General features: G+C 64.6%; 21 protein-coding genes and 1 pseudogene. 14 read left to right on the forward strand and 8 right to left on the reverse strand.

Annotation, left to right across the window (positions count from 1 at the left end; all coding sequences use genetic code 11):
• Positions 1-158 precede the first annotated feature (158 nt).
• Positions 159-1,691, forward strand: a complete 1,533-nt coding sequence (locus ATY02_RS13785; protein ID WP_068588293.1) for an MFS transporter — start codon at positions 159-161, stop codon at positions 1,689-1,691.
• 5 nt (positions 1,692-1,696) lie between these two features.
• Positions 1,697-1,859 (forward strand): annotated as a pseudogene (locus ATY02_RS36055) (helix-turn-helix domain-containing protein); the annotation flags it as partial.
• Between the two features lie 267 nt (positions 1,860-2,126).
• Here the strand turns inward: ATY02_RS36055 and ATY02_RS13795 are convergent.
• The 4 genes from ATY02_RS13795 to ATY02_RS13810 form a co-directional block, all read right to left on the reverse strand.
• Positions 2,127-2,942 (reverse strand): META and DUF4377 domain-containing protein, encoded by an 816-nt coding sequence (locus ATY02_RS13795; RefSeq protein WP_068588297.1) that lies wholly within the window; start codon positions 2,940-2,942, stop codon positions 2,127-2,129.
• Between the two features lie 388 nt (positions 2,943-3,330).
• The gene (locus tag ATY02_RS13800; protein WP_068588301.1) at positions 3,331-3,741 is read right to left on the reverse strand and encodes a cupin domain-containing protein; all 411 of its coding nucleotides are present in this window, start codon (positions 3,739-3,741) and stop codon (positions 3,331-3,333) included.
• Between the two features lie 106 nt (positions 3,742-3,847).
• Positions 3,848-5,281: a PLP-dependent aminotransferase family protein gene (locus ATY02_RS13805; RefSeq protein WP_068588304.1), complete on the reverse strand. Its 1,434-nt coding sequence runs from the start codon at positions 5,279-5,281 to the stop codon at positions 3,848-3,850.
• Positions 5,282-5,386: 105 nt separating this feature from the next.
• Positions 5,387-6,751: an ArnT family glycosyltransferase gene (locus ATY02_RS13810; protein ID WP_083235902.1), complete on the reverse strand. Its 1,365-nt coding sequence runs from the start codon at positions 6,749-6,751 to the stop codon at positions 5,387-5,389.
• A 380-nt stretch (positions 6,752-7,131) separates the two neighbouring features.
• On the opposite strand from ATY02_RS13810, the gene ATY02_RS13815 reads away from it, so the two are divergent.
• Entirely contained in the window at positions 7,132-7,758 is a 627-nt protein-coding gene (locus tag ATY02_RS13815; protein WP_068588306.1) for an FMN-dependent NADH-azoreductase, read from the forward strand.
• Positions 7,759-7,772: 14 nt separating this feature from the next.
• Here ATY02_RS13815 and ATY02_RS13820 read toward each other — a convergent pair whose 3' ends face one another.
• Positions 7,773-8,090: a hypothetical protein gene (locus ATY02_RS13820; protein ID WP_068588309.1), complete on the reverse strand. Its 318-nt coding sequence runs from the start codon at positions 8,088-8,090 to the stop codon at positions 7,773-7,775.
• 289 nt (positions 8,091-8,379) lie between these two features.
• Between ATY02_RS13820 and ATY02_RS13825 the strand changes: the two genes are divergently transcribed.
• From ATY02_RS13825 to ATY02_RS13835, 3 genes are read left to right on the forward strand one after another with little or no spacing between them, the layout of a single operon-like run.
• Positions 8,380-8,991, forward strand: a complete 612-nt coding sequence (locus tag ATY02_RS13825) for an STN domain-containing protein (protein WP_068588313.1) — start codon at positions 8,380-8,382, stop codon at positions 8,989-8,991.
• Positions 8,988-9,533 (forward strand): sigma-70 family RNA polymerase sigma factor, encoded by a 546-nt coding sequence (locus tag ATY02_RS13830; protein WP_068588316.1) that lies wholly within the window; start codon positions 8,988-8,990, stop codon positions 9,531-9,533. Before ATY02_RS13825 ends, ATY02_RS13830 begins: the two co-directional genes overlap by 4 nt.
• A gap of 38 nt (positions 9,534-9,571) precedes the next feature.
• Positions 9,572-10,522 carry a FecR family protein gene (locus ATY02_RS13835; protein WP_068595960.1) on the forward strand — a complete coding sequence of 317 codons (951 nt, stop codon included), beginning with the start codon at positions 9,572-9,574 and terminating at the stop codon, positions 10,520-10,522.
• A 155-nt stretch (positions 10,523-10,677) separates the two neighbouring features.
• Here ATY02_RS13835 and ATY02_RS13840 read toward each other — a convergent pair whose 3' ends face one another.
• Both ATY02_RS13840 and gspH read right to left on the reverse strand, forming a co-directional pair.
• Entirely contained in the window at positions 10,678-11,289 is a 612-nt protein-coding gene (locus ATY02_RS13840) for a PulJ/GspJ family protein (protein ID WP_068588945.1), read from the reverse strand.
• The gene (gspH, locus tag ATY02_RS13845; protein WP_068588942.1) at positions 11,286-11,747 is read right to left on the reverse strand and encodes a type II secretion system minor pseudopilin GspH; all 462 of its coding nucleotides are present in this window, start codon (positions 11,745-11,747) and stop codon (positions 11,286-11,288) included. The genes ATY02_RS13840 and gspH overlap by 4 nt, the downstream gene beginning before the upstream one ends.
• A 118-nt stretch (positions 11,748-11,865) precedes the next feature.
• On the opposite strand from gspH, the gene ATY02_RS13850 reads away from it, so the two are divergent.
• Positions 11,866-12,294: a type II secretion system protein N gene (locus ATY02_RS13850; protein WP_068588939.1), complete on the forward strand. Its 429-nt coding sequence runs from the start codon at positions 11,866-11,868 to the stop codon at positions 12,292-12,294.
• A 3-nt stretch (positions 12,295-12,297) separates the two neighbouring features.
• Here the strand turns inward: ATY02_RS13850 and gspI are convergent, their stop codons facing one another.
• The gene (gspI, locus tag ATY02_RS13855; protein ID WP_068588936.1) at positions 12,298-12,684 is read right to left on the reverse strand and encodes a type II secretion system minor pseudopilin GspI; all 387 of its coding nucleotides are present in this window, start codon (positions 12,682-12,684) and stop codon (positions 12,298-12,300) included.
• Positions 12,685-12,916: 232 nt separating this feature from the next.
• Here gspI and gspG point away from each other — a divergent pair, with 232 nt between their 5' ends.
• The 7 genes from gspG (at position 12,917) to gspF (ending at position 21,260) form a co-directional block, all read left to right on the forward strand.
• A complete protein-coding gene (gspG, locus tag ATY02_RS13860; RefSeq protein ID WP_068588952.1) occupies positions 12,917-13,378 on the forward strand; it encodes a type II secretion system major pseudopilin GspG in 462 nt (153 codons plus the stop codon).
• A gap of 8 nt (positions 13,379-13,386) precedes the next feature.
• The gene (gene gspK, locus ATY02_RS13865) at positions 13,387-14,370 is read left to right on the forward strand and encodes a type II secretion system minor pseudopilin GspK (protein WP_068588933.1); all 984 of its coding nucleotides are present in this window, start codon (positions 13,387-13,389) and stop codon (positions 14,368-14,370) included.
• Positions 14,367-15,614: a type II secretion system protein GspL gene (gene gspL, locus ATY02_RS13870; RefSeq protein ID WP_068588931.1), complete on the forward strand. Its 1,248-nt coding sequence runs from the start codon at positions 14,367-14,369 to the stop codon at positions 15,612-15,614. Before gspK ends, gspL begins: the two co-directional genes overlap by 4 nt.
• Positions 15,607-16,173 carry a type II secretion system protein GspM gene (gene gspM, locus ATY02_RS13875; protein WP_068588928.1) on the forward strand — a complete coding sequence of 189 codons (567 nt, stop codon included), beginning with the start codon at positions 15,607-15,609 and terminating at the stop codon, positions 16,171-16,173. Before gspL ends, gspM begins: the two co-directional genes overlap by 8 nt.
• Positions 16,170-18,560, forward strand: coding sequence for a type II secretion system secretin GspD (gene gspD, locus ATY02_RS13880; protein WP_068588925.1), 2,391 nt, complete (start codon positions 16,170-16,172; stop codon positions 18,558-18,560). Before gspM ends, gspD begins: the two co-directional genes overlap by 4 nt.
• Positions 18,561-18,627: 67 nt before the next feature.
• Positions 18,628-20,049, forward strand: a complete 1,422-nt coding sequence (gene gspE, locus ATY02_RS13885; RefSeq protein WP_068588921.1) for a type II secretion system ATPase GspE — start codon at positions 18,628-18,630, stop codon at positions 20,047-20,049.
• A complete protein-coding gene (gene gspF / locus ATY02_RS13890) occupies positions 20,049-21,260 on the forward strand; it encodes a type II secretion system inner membrane protein GspF (protein ID WP_068588917.1) in 1,212 nt (403 codons plus the stop codon). Before gspE ends, gspF begins: the two co-directional genes overlap by 1 nt.
• The last annotated feature ends 120 nt before the right edge of the window (positions 21,261-21,380 follow it).

Below are 21,380 nucleotides of genomic sequence, written 5' to 3' on the forward strand. Positions count from 1 at the left end.
CTGACTGATCTGTCATGTTTGTCGTGATGTTTGCACTATTTTTCCATCACTGGTTCCTTTCTATCATCAATTATTCAACGAGGTGGCCGCGGCATTGCCGCGACCACCGTGAATCCGCGGGCGCCATGCATGGCCTCGCTATTTTCAAGGGATACCCGATGAGTACCAGCACTGCGTTCGAGTCGGACGCGAAATTTGGCAAAGCTGCGTTGATCGTCACCGGTTGCCTGACCGCCGCCGTCATTCCATTGAGCATCGCCGGCCCCGCGGTGGTCGTTCCCTCGATCAACCAGGCACTGGGCGGCAGCGCGGTCGAGCTAACCTGGATCATCAATGCCTACATCCTGACCTACGGCAGTGCGACACTGGCCGCCGGCAGCCTGGCCGACACCTATGGGCGCAAGCGGGTCTGGCTGTCCGGCATGCTGTTGTTCGCGGTGATAACAGCGGCCATTCCCTTCATGCCGTCGGTGTTCTGGATCGACATCCTGCGGCTCATTCAGGGCCTGGGCGCGGCGGCAGCCTTTGCGGGGGCGATGGCTGCACTGACACAAGAGTTCGATGGACATGCCCGCACGCGCGCATTCAGCCTGATCGGTACGACTTTCGGCGCTGGAGCGGCATTCGGCCCGTTCATGGCTGGACTGCTGATCGACACCCTGGGGTGGCAATGGGTGTTCTTTCTACCGGCGCTGGTCGCCTTGCTGGCATCGGCACTCATTGCCCCATTTGCCCGCGAGACACGCGACCCCGGTGCCACAGGACTGGATTGGCCCGGCGCCATCAGCTTCACCGCCGGGCTGGCCGTGCTGACCTACGGCATCATTCTTGCGCCCGAGCGAGGTTGGCACCATGCCTGGGTGCTGGCGTGCCTGGCGGGCGCCCTCATGTTGCTGGCCGCCTTTGTCGTTATCGAACGTCGGCAGGCCAAGCCCATGCTGGACTTGTCGTTGTTCGCCAATGCCCGGTTCGTCGGGGTACAGGTGCTGGCGATTGCGCCGGCCTATGCGTACATCGTGCTGCTGGTCATGCTGCCAGCCCGATTCATTGGGGTCGAAGGGTACAGCGCACTGGCAGCCGGGCAGATGATGATCGCGCTGTCCGCGCCGCTACTGGTGGTGCCCTTCGTTGCCGGCGTGCTGGCGCGCTGGATCAACGTCGGCGTGCTGTCCGGCATTGGCCTGGTCATTGCGGCAGCCGGGCTGGCCTGGTTGGGCTTGACGCTATCTGGCGGTGCGCAAAGCGCGCGCTTGCTGGCGATGCTGGTGATCGGCATTGGCATCGGCCTGCCCTGGGGGTTGATGGATGGCTTGGCCGTGAGCGTTGTTCCCAAGGAGCGGGCGGGCATGGCTGCGGGAATCTTCAATGCGGTGCGCCTGGCCGGCGACGGGATGGCCATTGCCGCCGTGGGGGCCATGATGTCCGCCAACATTCTCTCTGGGCTGGTGGTTTGCGTGCCGAATGGCGCATCAGGGCCAATGACGAATGCAGACTTGGTCGAAGCATCCAACCGGTTGGCAATGAGTGACCTACACAATGCCCTGGCGCATTGGCCAGCGGCTGGACGGTCGCTGCTGTTGCAGGCATATGAAGGCGCATTCCGTTTTCAGCTTCTTGTCCTGGCGGGGGCTGCGGCAGCGACGGCGATCCTGGTGCTCGTGCTGTTGGGAAGAGTAAGACGGCATGACTGATCGCGATGGCGTTCAGACATTTGCGTTGCTTGCTGGCCGTCGCTGAAGAACAACACTTCGCCCGTCCCGCCGGACGGCTGCACATCGAACAATCGCACGTTGTCACGCGCGATTAGGGAGCGGGAAGAAGCACTGGGCGTGGTGCTGCTCACACGCATCACGCGCAGACCTAATGGCGAGGCCGTGGATCCGGCGACACTGATCCTGTCTATGCGGGAGGCGTTTATGGCTGGGATCGGGGATTCAGGAAGGGCAGCTCCATCGCCAAGACTCGCCAGCAGAAGCTGACCTGGCGACATGCAGTTGCCTGGAGGCCAAAGCGCAGCCCTTTGGCTGCGCTTTGGTTTGTTGTTGGGCGAGGGTCCTCTACGATGGCAAGCCGATCCTGCTTGCTGCGATAAGGATCGCCAGGCACTGGCAGGGCGAGGGCAGTGCTTATTTGCTCTTGCCCGAAGCGTCCTGCTCGACCACCAGGTCCAGCACATAGACCTGCGACGAGGCGTCGGCCGGCGGGTTCTTCCACTCGTACTGCTTGACCCGCAGTACGGTACGTACGCCGTTGTGGTGCTCGTAGCCCTGGATCGAGTCGTACATCGGGTGCCAGGTGTCCTGGGTCGGCAGTTGCAGGCCGGCGTCGTCATAGCGGCGCTCGCGCACTTGCAGGCATTGGTAGTTGGGGATCAATGGGTGGCTGCACTTGACGGTCTTGGCGGCCACTTCCAGGAACTTGATCTCACCCTTGCTGCCGTAGCGGGTCTCCGGGGTTTCTTCGCCCTGGAACTTGAGCACCGAACCGTCCTGGGTGGTCAGCTGCAGCATCGGCTCGGGGGTATCACCGGTGACGCTGGTGCGCAGGTCACCCTTGAGCAGGCGGCCGACCTCGCTGTCCAGGTCCATCAGGCTCTTGTCGCAGGCCATCAGGGTCGAAGCCAGCTGTTGCACCTTCAGTACGCCGTTCTGGTAGGTGTAGCCACCGAACTGGCCGTTGCAGCCGCCGCTGATGTTCAGGCTCTGGTCGCCGAAGGTCAGGCGCAGCTTGCGCTCGATGCCTTTGGCCAGGGCCGGGATGGGCTTGCCCGAGGCGTCGGTGGCCGATACCAGGTTCCAGTAATAGGCCGGGAGCGCCGGCTGGGCAGCGGTGGACGAGGTGGCGGCGGGCATGGAAGGCGATCCTTCATGGGAAGTGTTAGCCGAGGTGCAGGCCTGGAGCAGGGCGGCGCAGACGGCAACGAGGAGAATGTTCTGTTTCATGGTTCGCTCTTTCAGCCTTGATTGAGTAGGTGCGGCATGCTGCGCAGGCAGGATGCACGTGCCGGTAAACAGGGGGGACGAGGTCGCTTGAAGAGGGTAGCGCACTGCGCAACCCGATGGGCCCGAAGGCCGGTTCGGGCGACCCCGACCGTTACCGATAGCGATGAGACAGCATCATGGCGATTCGGTTTCACCTGGGTGTTTGCCCGGTAGTGTTACCAAATCTTGCAACATGCTGGGTGTGGCCGCTGCTGCAGGCTTCGCAGAGGTGTGTCGCGTCTGTACGGCGGGGGCGATGGGTTGCCAGGTCGAGTGCTGCAGGCCCTGGGGGCCTTGTCGCAGCTTCGCCGGCTCAGCAGCGGCTACAGGTGCGTGTGCGGCTAGAGGATTAGTGTTCCAGGGGCGTCAGCACTTCGTCCTTGGCGTCCATCAGCATGAACACCAGTAGCTTGGCCGGCTGGGTCTGGCTGGCGTTGGCCGAGACCGGATGCTGCGAGCCGGCAGGCTCAAACCAGGATTGTCCAGCCTGGTAGGTGACGCTCGGACCATCGTTGACCCGGGAGGTGATGGCGCCCTCCAGGACATAGGCCATGGCCGCCCCGGCATGGCGGTGAGGCACGGTGGCTTGGCCCGGGGCGTAGTCGACGGTGAGCATCAGGGCTTTCTTGCCCGGCAGGTGGGCCAGTGGCTGCTCCTGCAGGATCGCCAGTTTCTCCTGGCCGTACACCGGCTCGTGGGCCGCGGCCCCCAGGGAGGTCATCAACGCAAGTGTGGCCAGGGCGGTACTCAGGGCTTTCATTTTCGGCTTCTCCAAAGGATTGAAATACGCCTTCAGGCTAAGCCCGGGGGCCTGGCCGCCCTATAGCCAATCCTGGCTAAGAGCGCCAGACCAATGCCGTCACGCCTCAGGTGATCTGCCTCAGGATATCGCGCACCTTGTCCAGGGCCGGGTCGATGTCCAGGGTCTCGATGGCTCCGAAGCCGATGAACAGGCCAGCACGTACCGGGTGGTCGTGGAAGAACTCGTGCAGGGAGTACAGGCCGACTTCCACCTTCTTCGCCAGGTCCAGCAGCAACGGGATGTCCACCGGCACCTTGCACAAGGCCGCCAGGTGGAACCCGGCCGTGCAGGGCACCGCCTCCAGCCAGGGCGCCAGGTCGCCTTGCAGGCGCTGGAGGATGCGCTCGCGGCGCCCTGCGTACACCGTGTGGCAACGACGGATGTGCTTTTGCAGGTAGCCCTCGTCGATGAACTTGGCCAGCGCCCATTGCGACAGGGTCGCGGTGTGGCAATCGCTCAATTGCTTGGCCTTGGTCACCGCTGCCAGGATCGCTGGTGGCAGTACCGCGTAGCCCAGTCGCAGCTGCGGCAGGATGGTCTTGGAGAAGGTCCCGACATAGGCCACCACCCCGAGGCTGTCCAGGCTTTGCAGGGAGTCGGCAGGACGCCCCTCGTAGCGGAACTCGCTGTCGTAGTCATCCTCGATGACGATTGCCCCCAGTTCCCGTGCCCGTTCCAAAAGAGCCTTGCGGCGAGCCTCGCTCATGGGCATGCCCAGGGGAAACTGGTGCGAAGGCGTGACATAGATCAACCGTACGCCATCGGGGATCCTGGCCACCTCTATGCCCTCGTCATCTACCGGGATTCCCAGCACCTGGGCACCCTGGGCCTGGAACAGCAGGCGCGCCGGGGTGTAGCCCGGGTCCTCCATGGCCACCAGGCTGCCGGGTTCCAGGATCACCCGGGCAATCAGGTCCAGGGCTTGTTGGGCGCCATTGCATACGACAATGTCCTGGTCCGTGCACACCACGCCGCGGGAAAACGCCACATGCCCGGCGATGGCGTGACGCAGCACCGGCAAGCCCTCGGGTTGGCTGTAGAAGCTGCCTGCCTGGCTCAGGCGGCGCAGTGCATCCTGGGTGCAGCGTCGCCACTGTTCTGCGGGAAACTGCGCGCGGGTGGTAGCGCCACCAATGAACTCATAGCGCAGCGTGCCTTCCAGGCTTGGGTGGCGCAGTGGCGAGGGTATGGCTTGCCAGCGGGCCAGGCTCTGGGCGCAGGCCAGGTCCTGGGCCTCTTGCTTATGTGCGGCCTTGATCGGGCGAGGGCTGACGAAGGTGCCGCGGCCGATCTTTCCAACCAGGTAGCCTTCGTAGGTCAGCAGGGTGTAGGTGTCGGACACCGTCTTGCGCGAGATACCCAACTGTTCAGCCAGCAACCGGCTGGGAGGAAGCTGGCTACCGGCGGCCAGTCGTCCGGACTCCATGGCGCTGCGCAGCTGCTGGTAGAGCTGCTCGGCCAGGTCCTTGCGGCCGTTGATCACTACATGAAGTTCCATTGGCTTGCCCAAATCTGATAGATAGGCGCAAGGTTACCCGTCCCACAGGGCTTCGTGTAGTTACCGACCGGGGCCATGAGCGCTGGCGGAACGGCCCCGATGGCATTACCAGAACCAATAAGGCAGGAACTTGGGCGTCGGTTCTATGGCCAACTCCTGGTAGTAAGTGATGGGGTTGAAGAAGAACGCATCCAAGGCAAGAAATGCCGCGACCCCGAAGGCCAGGACGAGCAGCTCGCGATGGGGGTGGACATAATAGTTTCGGTCCATGAAGTAGCGGACGATAGTCAAGATGGCAAAACTTGTGAACACACCAATATAGTTTGGCTTTAACGGCTCGCTCGCGTAGCAGTTATAGATCATTACCGCCAGTGCCAATCCCACGCCAATGGCCGGAAGTTTCAGGCAGAAACCCAATACCCAGTTCCTGGCACGGCTGAACATGTCGCTCTTGTCGATAAAAATATAGGCCGCCAGTAGTGAAATGGCCGGAGTTATTGCAATGATGTAGCGAGCCTTCTTCGAATTGGGGATTGTAAAGAACAGGATCAGTGCGAGGAACCAGACGGTAAGATAGAGCAGCATGCTGCTATCGAGTGAACGGGCTTGTGTAAAAAACTGTTTGTACTTCCTGGCGATGACATTCAGGGCGAAGAACACTGTGATGCCATAGGTAATCAATCCGCCAGTAAAGTAGAAGTAGTAGCGTGGCCTGTGATTGCTGGCGATACGGTCCAGCCCCTGCATCATCAATACTTCACGCATGAAGTTCTCGCCACCCTGTATATAGGCAGCCCATGCCAGCAGTGCTACACCGACAATGAACAGCAGGCCGGTGACCAGCGAAAACAGGACCAGCGTACGCCACTGGCGGCTGAACAGGTAATAGGACCCCACCACGATCGCCGGGCCGATCAAGCCGATAGGCCCGCGAAACATGAAACCAAGCACCAGGCAAAGGAATACCAGGGCCAGGCGCCAAGGTTGTCGCTTCAACTCTGCACAATAGGCCAGATAGAAACACACAACGGTAAATAGTGCCGGATAGACATCGAGCGCCAGCGAGTTGACGGCATCGAGAAAACCCCAGGTAAAAAGGGCAAAGAGAACACCATACAGTCCCCACTTCTTGTCATGCAGGGCTCCCAGTTTATAAGTGAATACCAGGATCAAGGCTGCGCAAATGCAATAGGGCAGACCCATTGAAAGAATGGATAGGCGACCGAAAGGCAACGATGCCAGATAAGCCAGGAATGTATTGGCAATCGTATAGTCGGGGTAGGGCTTCAAATCGTCGGAAATTGGGAAGAGTGTCATGCCGTGATAGAGCATGTAGTCTGCAAAGTCGACGAAGCGAGTAGTGTAATTAAGTATCGCCAGCTTATATTGCAAACCCATGAACAGAGCGAGGGCTATCACAAAAATACTCAGGCAGGGTCGTTGCATGACCTGTCTTGTCAGTCTGTTCATCTACTCAATGATTCCCCAGGAAAGCGCGAATATACAGTGGCTATCAAACGGACACCATAGAGCAATATAACTGTCTGTTTGCTGAACTTGTGTCGGACTTGCAGGTGCAGCAACCTAGCCAATAGACGGTTACAGGCGGGTATACGGGCGGTAGGTCCGGCAAGTGGTCTCCCGGGAATATGTTGAATTGGTTATAGGGTCCTGGGACTCGGGGCCTTAGTCTCTCTCTCGCCAGGAATTGCATAGGCCCAAAGTGGCCGATCATGCCTGGCCCTGGATGTTGGCACGCCTGCCATCGTCCATCTAAGGCGCAAGATCGCCCGCAGTTTCCCAGCAGGTAGGCGCGAACTTTTTCTTTTTTTGCAAGACAGGTACCCACCATGAAGTTGCTGCACGTCGACGCCAGCGCCAAGGGCGAGCGTTCCAATTCCCGCGCCCTGGGGCGTTATTTCATCGAGCAATTGCAGGCGCAGGGGCTGGAGCTGGAAATCGACTATCTGGATTTGGCCCGGGAGGCGCCAGCGGCCGTTACCGAAGCCTTCGCTATCGCGACCTACACCGCGCCCCAGGCGCGTACTGAGCAGATGCGCCAGACCCTGGCGGCATCCGACGTGCTCTGCGAGCGCCTGCTACAGGCCGATGCGTGCCTGTTCGCCATGCCCATGTACAACTGGTCGATGCCTTCGAGTTTCAAGGCCTACATCGACAACATCACCCGTACCGAATTGACCTACTTGAACACCGCCGATGGCATCGTCGGTCAGCTGAGCCGGCAGAAGGTGTTGTTCCTGACCAGCCGCGGCGCTGACCTGCGCCCGGGTAATCCCATGGCCTGGATGGACGCCCTGACCCCGGCGCTGAGGGCCGCCTTCGCTTTCATTGGGGTGCAGCATCCGCAATTCGTCGATGCCCAGCCCCTGCAGTTCGCCGATCCACAAGCCCGTGGCGAGGCCCTGGAGCGGGCGCGTGGCGAACTGCTACAAGTGGCCCGCCAGTGGGCTGCCTGAGGTCCCGGGCGCGTTCAAGGACGCTGCTGGGGCGTGACTGAGGTGCCGAAGGTATTACCCATGCGTACGCCGGTGGCGGCGGGAGTCGCCAGGCCGTTCTGGTTCGGTGGCCGTTTCTCCACCGGGTTCTGCATCGCCTGCTGATTGGCTTTGGCGGCCTTGACGGCCTCCGGGTCATTGCCCATCTGTTTGCTCAGGCAGTTGTAGTCGGGGGCCTTGTAGCCGCCGACGCTGACCTCGACACAACCTTCTTTGGCTTCTTCTGCCTGCACCGTCCAGGGCAAGGCTGAGAACAACACAAGAGCTACGGCAAATCGGCTAAATCGTTTCATCCTGGCCTCCTGGCTGGCCCGGGAAAACGAGCCTCGATAGGGGCCGAGTGTAGTGCAAAGCCCGAGCCGCAAAAGTGATGATTTTTTTGCCGTGGCCGTAACACCAGATTCATAAACTGGCCTCAGGATGACGCTTTTCAAGGATTGGACAGCAGTGCAGCGACACAGAGCGCAGGTCGGGCGATGGACTTCATTGCACGGGGGCTTGGCGACCTGTGTGCTGGGGTTCGCTCTGTGGCTACCGGGATTTGCCGTCTGGGCCGGCGATAGGCCGCCAGGGCCGCCGCATGTGGATTCCCAGGCCTTGTTGGGGCTGGATATCCCGGCGCAGGACCTGGCCCAGGCCCTGGAACTGTTCAGTCGCTCCACCGGAATGGCCGTGCTGGTGGACCGAGAGCTGACCTGGGGGCGGCGTTCGGCGGGGGTCAAGGGGCGCTACAGCGCTCGCGAGGGCCTGGCGCGTTTGCTGGCCGGTAGTGGATTGATGGCCCGTTATGCCCGTACCGATGCGTTTACCTTGCAAGTGCCGGCGGCTTCCCAGCCGCGGGTGGAGCAGGGGGCCAGGGGGCGCCAGGCCGCACGGCTCAACAGCAGCTATGCCACGGCGTTGCAGCGCGCGGTGGAGCGTGGTTTGTGTGGCTCGGAGTTGACCCGGCCGGGCGGCTTTCGTGCCTTGCTGCAACTGTGGGTTGGCAGTGATGGCCGGGTGGAACACAGCCGCCTGGTGGGCTCCACCGGCGACTGGCAGCGAGATGAGGCACTGGTGCAGCGCCTGGCGCAAATCCGCATCGAGCGCCAGGCGCCCAGCTCGTTGCGCCAGCCGTTGACCTTACTCTTGATACCGGACACGACAGGGAAACGCATGGATTGCAAGGAATGGGAAGGAGCTTCCGGGGTATGAAGAACACCGGGCACAGTGCGATGGTCAGGCTGTTCCTGACGTCCTACGAGGACTTTCGGGTGCGCTTGCGCAGGCGCCTGGGCTCGGAGGACCTGGCCAACGATGTCCTGCATGAAACCTACCTGCGGGTCGACCGTATGGAGGAGCCACCGAACCTGGTCCAGCCCAATGCCTACCTGTACCGCATGGCGTTGAACATTGCCGCCGACCGGCGCCAGTCCGATGCCCGCTTGCTCACCGGAGAGGAAGTGGAGGAGCTGCTGCAGGTCGCCGACGAGGCCCTGGACCCGTCGCGGGTCGTGGGTGGCCAGAAAGAAATCCAGACCCTGCTCAAGGCCCTCTACGAATTGCCGGCGCGCCGCCGGCGAATCTTCATTGCCGCGCGCCTGGAAGAGGCGCCGCACCTGGAAATATCCCAGCGTTTCGGCATTTCCACACGGATGGTGGAGAAGGAACTCAAGGCCGCCCTGGGCCATTGCGCCCTGCGTCTTGAAAGAAAAGTCATTCAGCGGTTCGGTCCCGGGGCTGGAAAACCGTCCTAGACAAAGAGTCCCTGACTATTCCGTGAGTATCTGCGCGCTTGAACATTTTTAGCATTTCCACTCCCCGGTCCTCGGCGGACCAGCAACTGCTGAGTGATGCCCGGGACTGGCTGCTCCTGCTGACCTCCGGGCGGGCCACCGCGGCTGACGCCAAGGCGTTGCGCCAATGGTGTGGGCAAAGCCCGCAGCACGCCGCTGCCTTCGAGCAAGCCAAGGCCTTGTGGCATGGCCTGCTCCCGGCTGCCGAGCGCCTGGAGCAACAGGCGCGTCCTCGAACCCTGGCCCGCCGGGCATTCCTGGGCGGGGCGCTGGCGGCATCGGCGGCGTTGTTCATGGTCCGGTTCACGGTACCGGGCGGTTTTGCCGGGCTCACCGCGGATTTTTCCACTGAGGTTGGCGAGCAGCGGCGGGTGGACCTGGCCGAGGGCGTGAGCCTGGAACTCAATACCCAGACCCGCATCAGCCGTCGCGATCTCGGGGCAGGGGAGCAGGGCATCGAGTTGCTCGAAGGCGAAGTGGAGGTCTTCAGCCAGGGTGTCCAGCCGCTCAAGGTACAGGCCGGCGAGGGCTGGTTGAGTGCCCGCCAGGCACGCTTCAATTTGCGTAATACCGAGCAGCAGGTGTGTGTGACCTGCATCGAGGGCAGCCTGCAGGTGGAGGTCGCGGGGCGTAGCATTCGCCTGGACAGCGGCCGCCAGCTGACCTATGACGTGCGCAGCGTGGGCGAGCCTGTGGTGGTGGACCCCCGTGCAGTGATCGCCTGGCGCGAGCAGGTGCTGGTGTTCGACAACGCGACCCTCAATACCGTGATCAGCGAGATCAATCGCTATCGTCCGGGCATGTTGGTGTTGCTCAACGCCGAGCTGGGCAAGCGCAAGGTCCAGGCGCGCTTCAACCTCAATCAACTGGCCGGCGTTGCCTTGCTGATTCGCGATGCCTACGGCGCCAAGTGCACCGAACTGCCCGGTGGCGTCGTCCTGCTCAGTTGACGCTCCTCCGGCGTCCGGTTGCGCAGGCGCCGTAATGTCCAAACTGCCTGATCCATCCCGTAGATGCCCGGTGTCCGCTGCGCGGCCATGCGCAACCTGCGGCAGCGACTACAGGCGGCTCGAGTCGCAGCCGCTGCAATCCCTGGCAGCTGGCCTCATTCCAGCGGGCCCAGCACCTGGCGGTAGCGCTCCTCGCCCTGGGGCGTCTGGCGCACCAGGCGGATCTCCAGGCCCACAGGGTTGTCCTGGCGATTGCCGCTCAGTTGGCGCCAGCCCTTGTCGGGGTTCCAGACGCGAACCTGCAGGTCGCTGACCCGGCCCAGCACCGCGACGCCATTGCGGGGGGCCGGCAACGGGTAGCGATCCCGGGGTTCGGCCACCGCACGATACAAGGTGTCGCCCTTGAGCCACCAACGCACCCGTTGCAGGCCAATGTCCGGTGCGGCGGCGCTGCGGATGATCTCCAGGGCAAACCCCTTGCTGTCGGAGCTGCGCACGCTCAAGGGCGGCGGGCCTTCGGGCTCGGCGGTGTCGCCCTCGCTGAGGTTGGGCTCGCGCAGTTCGGTGCTGGCTCGCAAGGCTACATCGCGTTCCAGTTGGTTGAGGGTGCGCAGCAGTTCCTCGGTCTGCTCGGTACCGGCCTTGAGGTGGCCGTCGGCGCGAGTCACGCTGTCCAGGCCACGCCAGGCAATCAGGCTGACCACCGCCATGAGCATGATCGCCACCATCACCTCGATCAGGGTGAAACCTTCCTGGCGACTGTTCATGGCCGCTCCACCACCCTTAATTGGCCCGCTGCCGTGCGCTCGACCTGCAGGCTGTGCTGGCCATCGGAAAGCACCACCTGCAGCGGCGGGTTGATCCATTCGGCATTGAGCACCAGGCGTGGCCTGGGCTCGATGCGTACCTGCATGGAGGGCGTGTCCCAGTTCCGCGGTCGCAACTGGCTGTCCTGGCGAAAGTCATCGATGCCCTGGCCGGTCTCGTCGTAGCGGTTGAAGGCAAAGCCCTTGGCATTGGCGCGCCAGGTGATGCTACGGCCATCGGCACGGGCCTCGGCCTGGGCCACTTGCAGCAGTTGCGCCAGGCGCTCGGCGTCCTTGCGCAGGGATTGCAGCGGATCAGGCTTGATGCTCAAGCCCACGGCCGCACTGGCGATGCCGATGATCACCAGCACGACCATCAGCTCGATCAGGGTAAAGCCCTGTTGTTGATAAACCCGCATCGCATTGCACTCCTTGGCGAGGGTTCCAGGCTGCCTGAGGCAGATGATGATCTAGTGAAATAAAACCGTGAAATTTGACCTGTAGGCTGCTGGCATGGACAAACAGGAGGTTCTGCCCATGCCATTCGCCCTGCGTTTCTCTGTTCCCCAGGTATTGCAGTACGCTGCCCTGCTGGTGGCCCTGGCCGGAGTCGGCACCTGGTCGTCGCTGTTGCTGACCCCGGCCGAATCCCGCACGCCCACCGCCGCGCCCCAGGCCCTGGCTGCGCGCTCCGACAGTCCTGCCTTGCAGTGGTTTGCCAACCAGCCGGTGCAAGTGGACATCAAGGTGTCCGGGGTCATGGCCGGAGCCCGTGGCGCGGTGGCCATCCTCAGCCTGAACGATGGGCCGCCGCGCAGCTTCCTGGCTGGCGAGCGGCTGACCCAGGGTGTGCAATTGGTGGCAGTGGAGGCCGACGGGGTGCTGATCGAACGCGGTGGGCAGCGTTCGCAAGTCAAGGTCAGCAAGCTGCCGGACTCGCCGAGCCTGCCAAGGTTGACCCGCTAGGGCTCACTGGCGCGGCACCGTTGGCCGGCTGATCAGGGTCTCCAGGCGAGCCAGGGGCGGCGCCTCGCGGCTGCGATCGCGCACCTGCACACTGACCCGCAACAACCCAGGCGTGGTGCTGGCGACAATGGCCTGCTCGCAACGCAGCTTGAGCCGGCCCTGGTCGCATTCGAGGTTTTTCATCCCGGTCGCCAAGCCACCCTCCAGGCGCAACTCCGCCAGGCGACTCTGGGCCGCCAGCAAGGCCACGGATTTGTCCCGCAACAGGCCGTTGCCCTGGGTCATCAGCCCCGCCACACGTACGGCGGCCGACATGGCCACGGCAATGATGGCCAATGCCACCAGCACCTCGATCAGGGTGAATCCCGCTTGTTTGGGCACAGCTCGCATGGGCCGCTCGATACCGGAGGACAGCCTCGCAGACTAGTCCTCGGGCTTGACCGAATGGCGACCGAAACTCCCGAGGTTTTTCAATATCACTGACATATCTTCTTGCAACACTGCGCCACGAATCGAACTCAAGCCAAGGAATGTCGAGATGGATATCGCGCATGTAACGTCCCCCCCCGAGGCCTGTGGTGGCTCGCTGCGGCCGGAGCAGGACGCTCCGGGCGCCGCCGCCATGGCGACGCGACAGGGGGCAGTGACCCAGCCGGCCCACCGGCGACGCCCGCGTGCCCAGCGTGGTTTTACCCTGATCGAGATCATGGTGGTGGTGGTGATCCTCGGGATCCTGGCCGCCATGGTGGTGCCCAAGGTCCTGGATCGTCCCGACCAGGCCCGGGCCACGGCGGCCAAGCAGGACATCGCCGGACTGATGCAGGCGCTGAAGCTGTATCGCCTCGACCATGGCACCTATCCCAGCATGAACCAGGGCCTGAAGGTGCTGGTGGAACGCCCGGCCAATGCCAAGGACAGCAACTGGCGCTCATACCTGGAGCGCCTGCCCAACGACCCCTGGGGCCGTCCTTACCACTACCTCAATCCGGGGGCCAACGGTGAGGTCGATGTGTTCTCCCTCGGGGCCGATGGCCAGCCCGATGGCGAAGGCGTGAATGCCGACATCGGCTCCTGGCAGCTGTAAGGCCGGTCATGAACAGCCGTTCGCCCAGTGTGGCGAAGCAGCGTGGCATGGCCATCATCAGTGCCTTGCTGATCGCCGCCGTGGTGGCGGTGATCGCGGGCGCCATGCTCACCCGCCAGACCTCCTTCATGCGCACCGTGGAAGCCGAGCAAGGGCGGGTCCTCGGCACCGGGGTGTTGCAGGGTGGCCTGGAGTACAGCCGCCTGTTGCTCTGGGATGCGCGCCAGCGTGACGTCCTGACCCGTCTCGACCAGGCCTGGGCGCAGCCCATCGGCGACCAGGCGCTAGGGGGCTTCAACGGGGCGTTCCAAGGCCGCCTGCAGGACCAGCAAGGCAAGTTCAACTTGCGCAACCTGGTGTTCCAGGGCGAGGTGGATGCCGTGCAACTGCAAAGCTTCGAGCTCTTGTGCCAGTCCCTGGGGATCGATACGGCCCTGAGCCGTCGCATCAGCCAGCGAGTGATCGCGTCCTACCCGCAACGCCTGGGCAATCCACAGGCCACCAGCGGTACTCGTGGTGCTTTCAACAGCGGCCGCCTGACGTCGCCAGGCGCAGCCGAACAGATCCTGCCGCCCCGACAGCCGATGCTGCGCAGCGTGGAGGAATTGCAGGGCCTGCAGGGCATGAGCGATGCCATGCTGGCGCGTCTTTCCCGCTATGTCAGCGTGCTGCCGGGCAATACCTGGGTCAATGGCAATACCGCCCCGGCCGAAGTATTGGCCGCGGTGGTCCCGGGGCTGGCGTTGTCGCGGGCCAAGGCCTTGGTGGCGGAGCGCGATGCCGGGCACTGGTTCATCAACCGTGGCGATTTCGTCAACCGTTTGCGCATGCCGGAAGTGGCGGTGGAGCAGATCCGGGTCGGTATCACCAGTGAATGGTTCCTGCTCCAGGGCCAGGCGCGCCGCGATCAACGCCGGGTGAGCCTGCAAGCTTTGTTGCACCGGCCCGAGGACCGCATGCCCCAGGTGATCTGGTCGCGGGTGGGGGCATGAATCGCCTGCGCATCGCCTTGCCGCCCCTGGCGGAACTGGGCCCGAGCGAACAGCCCTGGCAACCCCAGGTGGACTTCGCTCGCCTGGATCGTGCATCGCGGGTGGTGGAAACCGGTCGCTGCCCGCTCGGGCAACTGGGGGCCTTGGGCAAGGGCGCCAGGCCGCTGCCAGTGGAGTGCTTCCTGCATCCGCAAGACAGCCTGCTGACCAGCATCGAACTGCCGCAACTGCCGGCGGCCAGGATCAAGGCCGCGGTGACCTGTGCCGCCCAGGCATTGATCCTGGGGCCCCTCGAACAGATGCATGTGGCCCACGGCCCGCGGGACTCGGCCGGGCAAGTGGTGCTGGGCTGGCTGCCACGGGAGCGCCTGCAGGCCTTGGGCTGTGAACTGGAGCGGGCCGGGCTCAAGCTCCAGGGGCTGTATCCGGCCCCTTATGCCTTGGCCGTACCGGCTCCGGCGCAGGTGAACCTGTGCCTGGTGGATGGCCAGTTGGTCCTGCGGTACAGCGCCGGGCAGGGCAGTGTGCAGCCCTTGCTGCCCCAGTCCCGGCCGGAGGGTGGCCAGGAGCCGCCAGCGCAGCCGCAGTGGCAGGAAGCCCTGGAGCAGCTGCGCAGTACGGCCGGCGAACCTTGCTGGATCGGCCATGAAGCCCCACCGGGTATCGCCCAGCATCTGGCGAGCGAACAACGCTGGAGCGGCCCGGCCCCGGCCTGGAGCCTGCACGCAGGAGCGGCCACTGGCCGGGTCGCCGCCAAGGGCTGGGGGCGGGCCCTGGGCTGCTGCGCCCTGGCGGTGGTGGTCTGGGTGGCGGGGCTCAACCTGTATGCCGCCCGTGAAGCCGAGCAGGGGCAGCGGCTCAAGACCCAGATGAACCTGCGAGTACGGCAGGTGTTCCCCGAATTGCCGGTGGTCCTCAATCCCCTGCAGCAGGCGCGCCAGCAGCTGGCTGCACGCCAGAGTGGCAACTCGGCCGAGCCGAACCAGGGGTTTGCCAACCTGCTGCTACAGGCCGCAAGCGCCATGCCATTCATGGTCGGCAGTGTGCAGCGCCTGACGTTCGCCCAGGAGCGTCTGCAACTTGAACTGCTGCCCGATACCCCCATGACCGCCGATGACACCTGGCAAGGCGCCTTGGCCCAGGCGGGCTATAGCGTGCAGCGTGAGGCCAACGGTTGGAGCCTGGTCCCAGGCGGGCAGCCGACCGGGGAGCAGGAGAGCGCCGGGAGAGACGATGATGAGTAAGGCCATGCTGGCACCGTACCGGGCGCGCTGGTCGCGCCTGCAGGCCCAGGCCCTGGGCCATTGGAATGGCCTGGCCCTGCGGGAGAAACGCTTGCTGGCCGGCACTGCTGCGGGGCTGCTGGCCTTGTTGTTGTGGTTGCTGTTGATCCAGCCGCCGCTGCGCAAGATCGAATACTGGCAGGCCGAGACGCCCAAGCTGCGCTCCCAGGCCGAGGCCCTGGAGGTACTGCTGCATGAGGTCGCGCCAGGCGCTGGCGATAGCGCCGGGGGGAGCCTTGAGCAGTCCTTGCGCCAGACCCTGGACCAGGCCGGCCTGAAGGATCGCTACCAGTTGCAACAACCTGATGAAGCCGGCCCCGAGAGCTGGCGGCTGACCTTTGAGCAGGCCCCGGCAGATGCTGTGGTCGGCTGGCTGCTAGGGGCTCCCCGGCAGCTTTCACTGCAGGTGGTGGAGGCTCGTCTGCAACGCGCAGCCGAGGCCGCCGCCGATGACTCGGCAGGCACACTGTCCGGGACCGTTCGCATGGATCAGGCGCAGGGCGCTAAGGAAGCTTCATGAAGTGGTCAGGTTCCATCTACGTGCGCCAGTGTCGCAAGGCTGCACCTTTCCTGCTGCTGGCGCTGGGGGCTTGCAGCAATACCCAATCCACCACGCCACCGCCCTTGTTGGTGGACAGTGAACTGGGCCAACCCCTGGCCGATACCCGGCGTGGTGGCGATGTCCTGGCTGACCGCCAGCGCTTGCAAGCGCAACAGGCCCAGCGTCCCAAGGTCGTGCATCCGGTCACCAGCAACCGGGCCTCGGGGGCTTCGCGTAGCACCAGCGTGCCGCGCAATCCCCTGGGCGACCAGCCGGTGCAGTTGAACTTCGTCGAGGCCGATATCCAGGCCGTGGTGCGGGCCCTGTCCCGTTCCACCGGCCAACAATTCCTGGTGGACCCCAGGGTCAAGGGCAACCTGACCCTGGTCAGCGAAGGCCAGGTGCCCGCGCACCAGGCCTATGACATGTTGCTGGCGGCCCTGCGCATGCAAGGCTTCAGCGTGGTCGATGTCGGCGGCGTGGCCCAGGTGGTGCCCGAGGCCGATGCCAAGCTGCTGGGCGGACCGATCTACAGCGCCGACAAGCCGGCGGGCAACGGCATGCTGACCCGCACCTTCCGCCTGCAGTACGAAAACGCGGTGAACCTGATCCCGGTGCTGCGGCCGATCGTTTCGCCCAACAACCCGATCAATGCCTATCCGGGCAACAACACCATCGTGGTCACCGATTACGCCGAGAACCTGCAGCGGGTGGCGCAGATCATCAGTGGCATCGACACCCCGAGCGCCATCGACACCGATGTGGTGGCGGTGCAGAACGGCATCGCCGTGGACATCGCCACCATGGTCTCCGAGTTGCTGGAGACCCAGGGCAGCGACCAGACCCAGAAGATCAGCGTGATCGGCGATCCGCGTTCCAACTCCATCATCATCCGCGCCGGCAGCCCCGAGCGCACCGAGCTTGCGCGCAACCTGATCTACAAGCTGGACAACGCCCAGAGCAACCCCAGCAACCTGCACGTGGTGTACCTGCGCAATGCCCAGGCCGGCAAGCTGGCCCAGGCCCTGCGCGGCCTGCTCACCGGGGAAAGCGACAGCTCCAGCAACGATGGCGCCCGGGCCATGCTCAGCGGCATGGGCGGCGGCACCGGCGCCAGCCAAGGCAGTAGCCAGGCGGGCAGCACCAGCGGCGCCAGCACCAGCTCCAGCCTGGGTAACAGCAGTAGCAGTAGCAAGGGTTATGGCCAGGGCGGCAGCACTAGCAGCGGCCTGGGTAGCAATGGCCAGCAGAACGACCAGAACACCGCCTTCAGCGCCGGTGGCGTGACCATCCAGGCCGACGCCACCACCAACACCCTGTTGATTTCCGCGCCGGACCCGCTGTATCGCAACCTGCGGGAAGTGATCGACCAACTGGACCAGCGCCGGGCCCAGGTGGTGATCGAGAGCCTGATCGTCGAGGTCAATGAAGACGATGCCAACGAATTCGGCGTGCAGTGGCAGGCCGGCAACCTGGGGGGCAAGGGTGGTTTTGGCGGGGTCAACCTCGGCGGCAGCGGCGTGGTGGGCAACCCGGGCAGCAAGACCAGCATCGACGTGTTGCCCAAGGGCCTGAACATCGGCGTGGTCAATGGCACCGTGGACATCCCGGGGATCGGCAAGGTCCTGGACCTCAAGGTCCTGGCCCGGGCGCTCAAGAGCAAGGGCGGCTCCAACGTGCTGTCGACGCCGAACCTTCTGACCCTGGACAACGAGGCCGCGAGCATTTTTGTCGGCCAGACCATCCCCTTCGTCACCGGCAGCTATGTCACCGGCGGCGGTGGCAACAGCAACAACCCGTTCCAGACGGTGCAGCGCGAGGAGGTGGGGCTCAAGCTCAATGTGCGGCCGCAGATTTCCGAGGGCGGCACGGTCAAGCTGGACATCTACCAGGAGGTCAGCAGCATCGATGCCCGGGCTTCGGTGGCGGCCGGCACGGTCACCCAGAAGCGCGCGATCGACACCAGCATCCTGCTCGACGACGGGCAGATCATGGTGCTCGGCGGACTGCTGCAGGATGGCTATAGCCAGAGCAACGATGCCGTGCCGTGGCTGTCGAGCATCCCGGGGTTGGGAGCGCTGTTTCGCAACGAGAAGCGCAGCATCAACAAGACCAACCTGATGGTGTTCCTGCGACCCTACATCATTCGCGACAGCGGGGCGGGGCGCAGCATCACCCTCAATCGCTACGACTTCATGCGCCGGGCCCAGGGCCAGCTGCAGCCCGAGCACAGCTGGGCCATGCCGGACATGCAGATGCCGCAATTGCCTCCGGCGGCCAAGGCCATTCCCGGCGCGCAACCGGTGTCGTTGCAGGACGCGCCCCAGGGCATCCGGGCGACCATCCGCGCGGTGCCAGTGCAATGAGCCGGGCGCCAGATCCGAGTCATGGCCTGCTTCGTGCGGGGATTCCTGGACGGATGGAGGTTTGGCGATGACCTCCCAGCTCCCCTATGCCTGGGCCAAATCCCATCGCATCCTGCTGCGCCACGATGAGGAGGGCGCGGTGCTGCTGGTGTGCGCCTCGACCCCTGGCTGGTCCATCAGCGAGGCCCGGCGCCAATTCGGTCCGGCGCGCCTGGAGCGGGTCCGCGACGATGAGCTCGACGGCTTGCTGGCCACGGCCTATGCCGACACCGGCAGCGCCGCGGCGGTGGTCGGCGCGGCGGAGAACGAGGTCGACCTGGACCGGCTGATGCAGGATATGCCGGAGGTGACCGACCTGCTGGACACCCAGGATGGCGCGCCGGTGATCCGCATGATCAACGCCTTGCTCACCCAGGCGGCGCGGGACGAGGCCAGCGATATTCATATCGAGCCCTACGAGACCCATTCGGTGGTGCGCTACCGGGTCGACGGCACCCTGCGCGACGTGGTCTCGCCACGCAAGGCGCTGCACGGGGCCCTGGTGTCGCGGATCAAGATCATGGCCCAGCTGGACATCGCCGAGAAACGCTTGCCCCAGGACGGTCGGATCGCCTTGCGGGTCGCCGGGCGGCCCATCGATATCCGCGTGTCCACGGTGCCCACCGGCCATGGCGAGCGGGTGGTGATGCGCTTGCTGGACAAGCAGGCCGGGCGCCTGCAACTGGAGACCCTGGGCATGGACCCGGCGCTGCTGGCCCGGCTCGACGGCCTGATCCGCCAGCCCCACGGCATCGTCCTGGTCACCGGGCCCACCGGCAGCGGCAAGACCACCAGCCTCTATGCGGCCCTGGCCCGGCTGGACGCCAGCACCAGCAACATCCTCACCGTGGAGGACCCGGTGGAGTACGACCTGCCGGGTATCAGCCAGATCCAGGTCAACGCCAAGATCGACATGACCTTCGCCCTGGCCCTGCGCGCCATCCTGCGCCAGGACCCGGACATCATCATGATCGGCGAGATCCGTGACCTGGAAACCGCACAGATCGCGGTCCAGGCGTCCCTCACCGGGCACCTGGTACTGGCCACCCTGCACACCAACGACGCGGTGTCGGCGGTCAACCGCCTGATCGACATGGGGGTCGAACCCTTCCTCCTGGCGTCGTCGATGCTCGGGGTCTTGGCCCAGCGCCTGGTGCGCCGGCTGTGCAACCAATGCAAGGCGCCCGATCCCGCCAATCCTGGTACCTGGCACCCGGTGGGTTGCCCGGCCTGCAACCATATCGGCTACAGCGGGCGTACCGGCATCCACGAACTGTTCTGCATCGACGATGACATCCGCAGCCTGATCCACCAGGGCGCGGGTGAGCAGGCCCTGAGGGCCTCGGCGCGGCGGGCGGGGATGTTCAGCATGCGCGAGGACGGTGAGCGCTGGGTACGCAGCGGCACCACCGCGCCGGAAGAAATCCTTCGTGTGACACGGGACGCCTGATGAATCGTTATCGCTACGAAGCCGCCGACAGCCACGGCAAGATCGAATCCGGGCACCTGGAGGCCGATAGCCAGGGTGCGGCCTTCGCCACGTTGCGCAGCCGGGGCCTGACGGCCCTGGACGTGCGGCTGGATGGCAACCAGGGCGCAGGCGGGGCAGGGGGGCTGTTCAGCCCCAGGCTCTCGGACAACGACCTGGCCTGGGCGACCCGCCAATTGGCCAGCCTGCTGGGCGCCAGCCTGCCGCTGGAGGCGGCGCTCAGCGCCACGGTGGAACAGGCCGAGCGCAAGCATATCGCCCAGACCCTGAGCGCGGTGCGCGCCGATGTGCGCAGCGGCATGCGCCTGGCCGAGGCGCTGGCGGCCAGGCCGCGGGATTTTCCGGAGATCTACCGGGCGCTGATCGCCGCTGGCGAGGAATCCGGCGACCTGGCCCAGGTCATGGAGCGGCTGGCGGACTACATCGAGGAGCGTAACGGCCTGCGGGGCAAGATCCTCACGGCCTTCATCTATCCCGGGGTGGTGGGCCTGGTGTCCATCGGCATCGTGATCTTCCTCCTGAGCTATGTCGTGCCCCAGGTAGTCAGCGCCTTTTCCCAGGCGCGCCAGGACCTGCCAGGGCTGACCCTGGCGATGCTCAACGCCAGTGACTTCATCCGCGCCTGGGGCGGCTTGTGTTTCGCGGCCCTGGTGGCCGGGTTCTGGGGCTGGCGGATCTACCTGCGCAACCCCCAGGCGCGCTTGAATTGGCATAGCCGGATCCTGCGCCTGCCACTGGTCGGGCGCTTTGTCCTGGGCCTGAACACCGCGCGCTTCGCCTCGACCCTGGCCATCCTCGGCGGGGCCGGGGTGCCGCTGTTGCGGGCCCTGGAGGCCGCGCGCCAGACCCTGTCCAACGACCGCCTGAGCCACAGCGTCAACGAGGCCACGGCCAAGGTCCGCGAAGGCGCCAACCTGGCGGCCGCGCTGCGGGTGGAGAAAGTCTTTCCGCCGCTGTTGATCCACCTGATCGCCAGCGGTGAGAAGACCGGCGCCTTGCCACCGATGCTCGAGCGGGCGGCGCAGTCCCTGTCCAGCGATCTGGAGCGCCGGGCCATGGGCATGACCGCGCTGCTGGAGCCGCTGATGATCGTGGTCATGGGCGGCGTGGTGCTGGTGATCGTCATGGCGGTGCTGCTGCCGATCATCGAGATCAACCAGCTGGTGAGCTGACGGCGCCAGCTTTTTTCAGCCGGGTGCTAACGCTCCCGACTCCCAGGATAAGGATCCTCGGGTTCCTCGTTCTGTCATGTTCCAGGCTTGCCTGCCCGGCCGGCAACGGCTTGGCGCTGG

The organism is Pseudomonas sp. BIOMIG1BAC, from assembly GCF_001705995.2.
GTDB lineage: Bacteria > Pseudomonadota > Gammaproteobacteria > Pseudomonadales > Pseudomonadaceae > Aquipseudomonas > Aquipseudomonas sessilinigenes.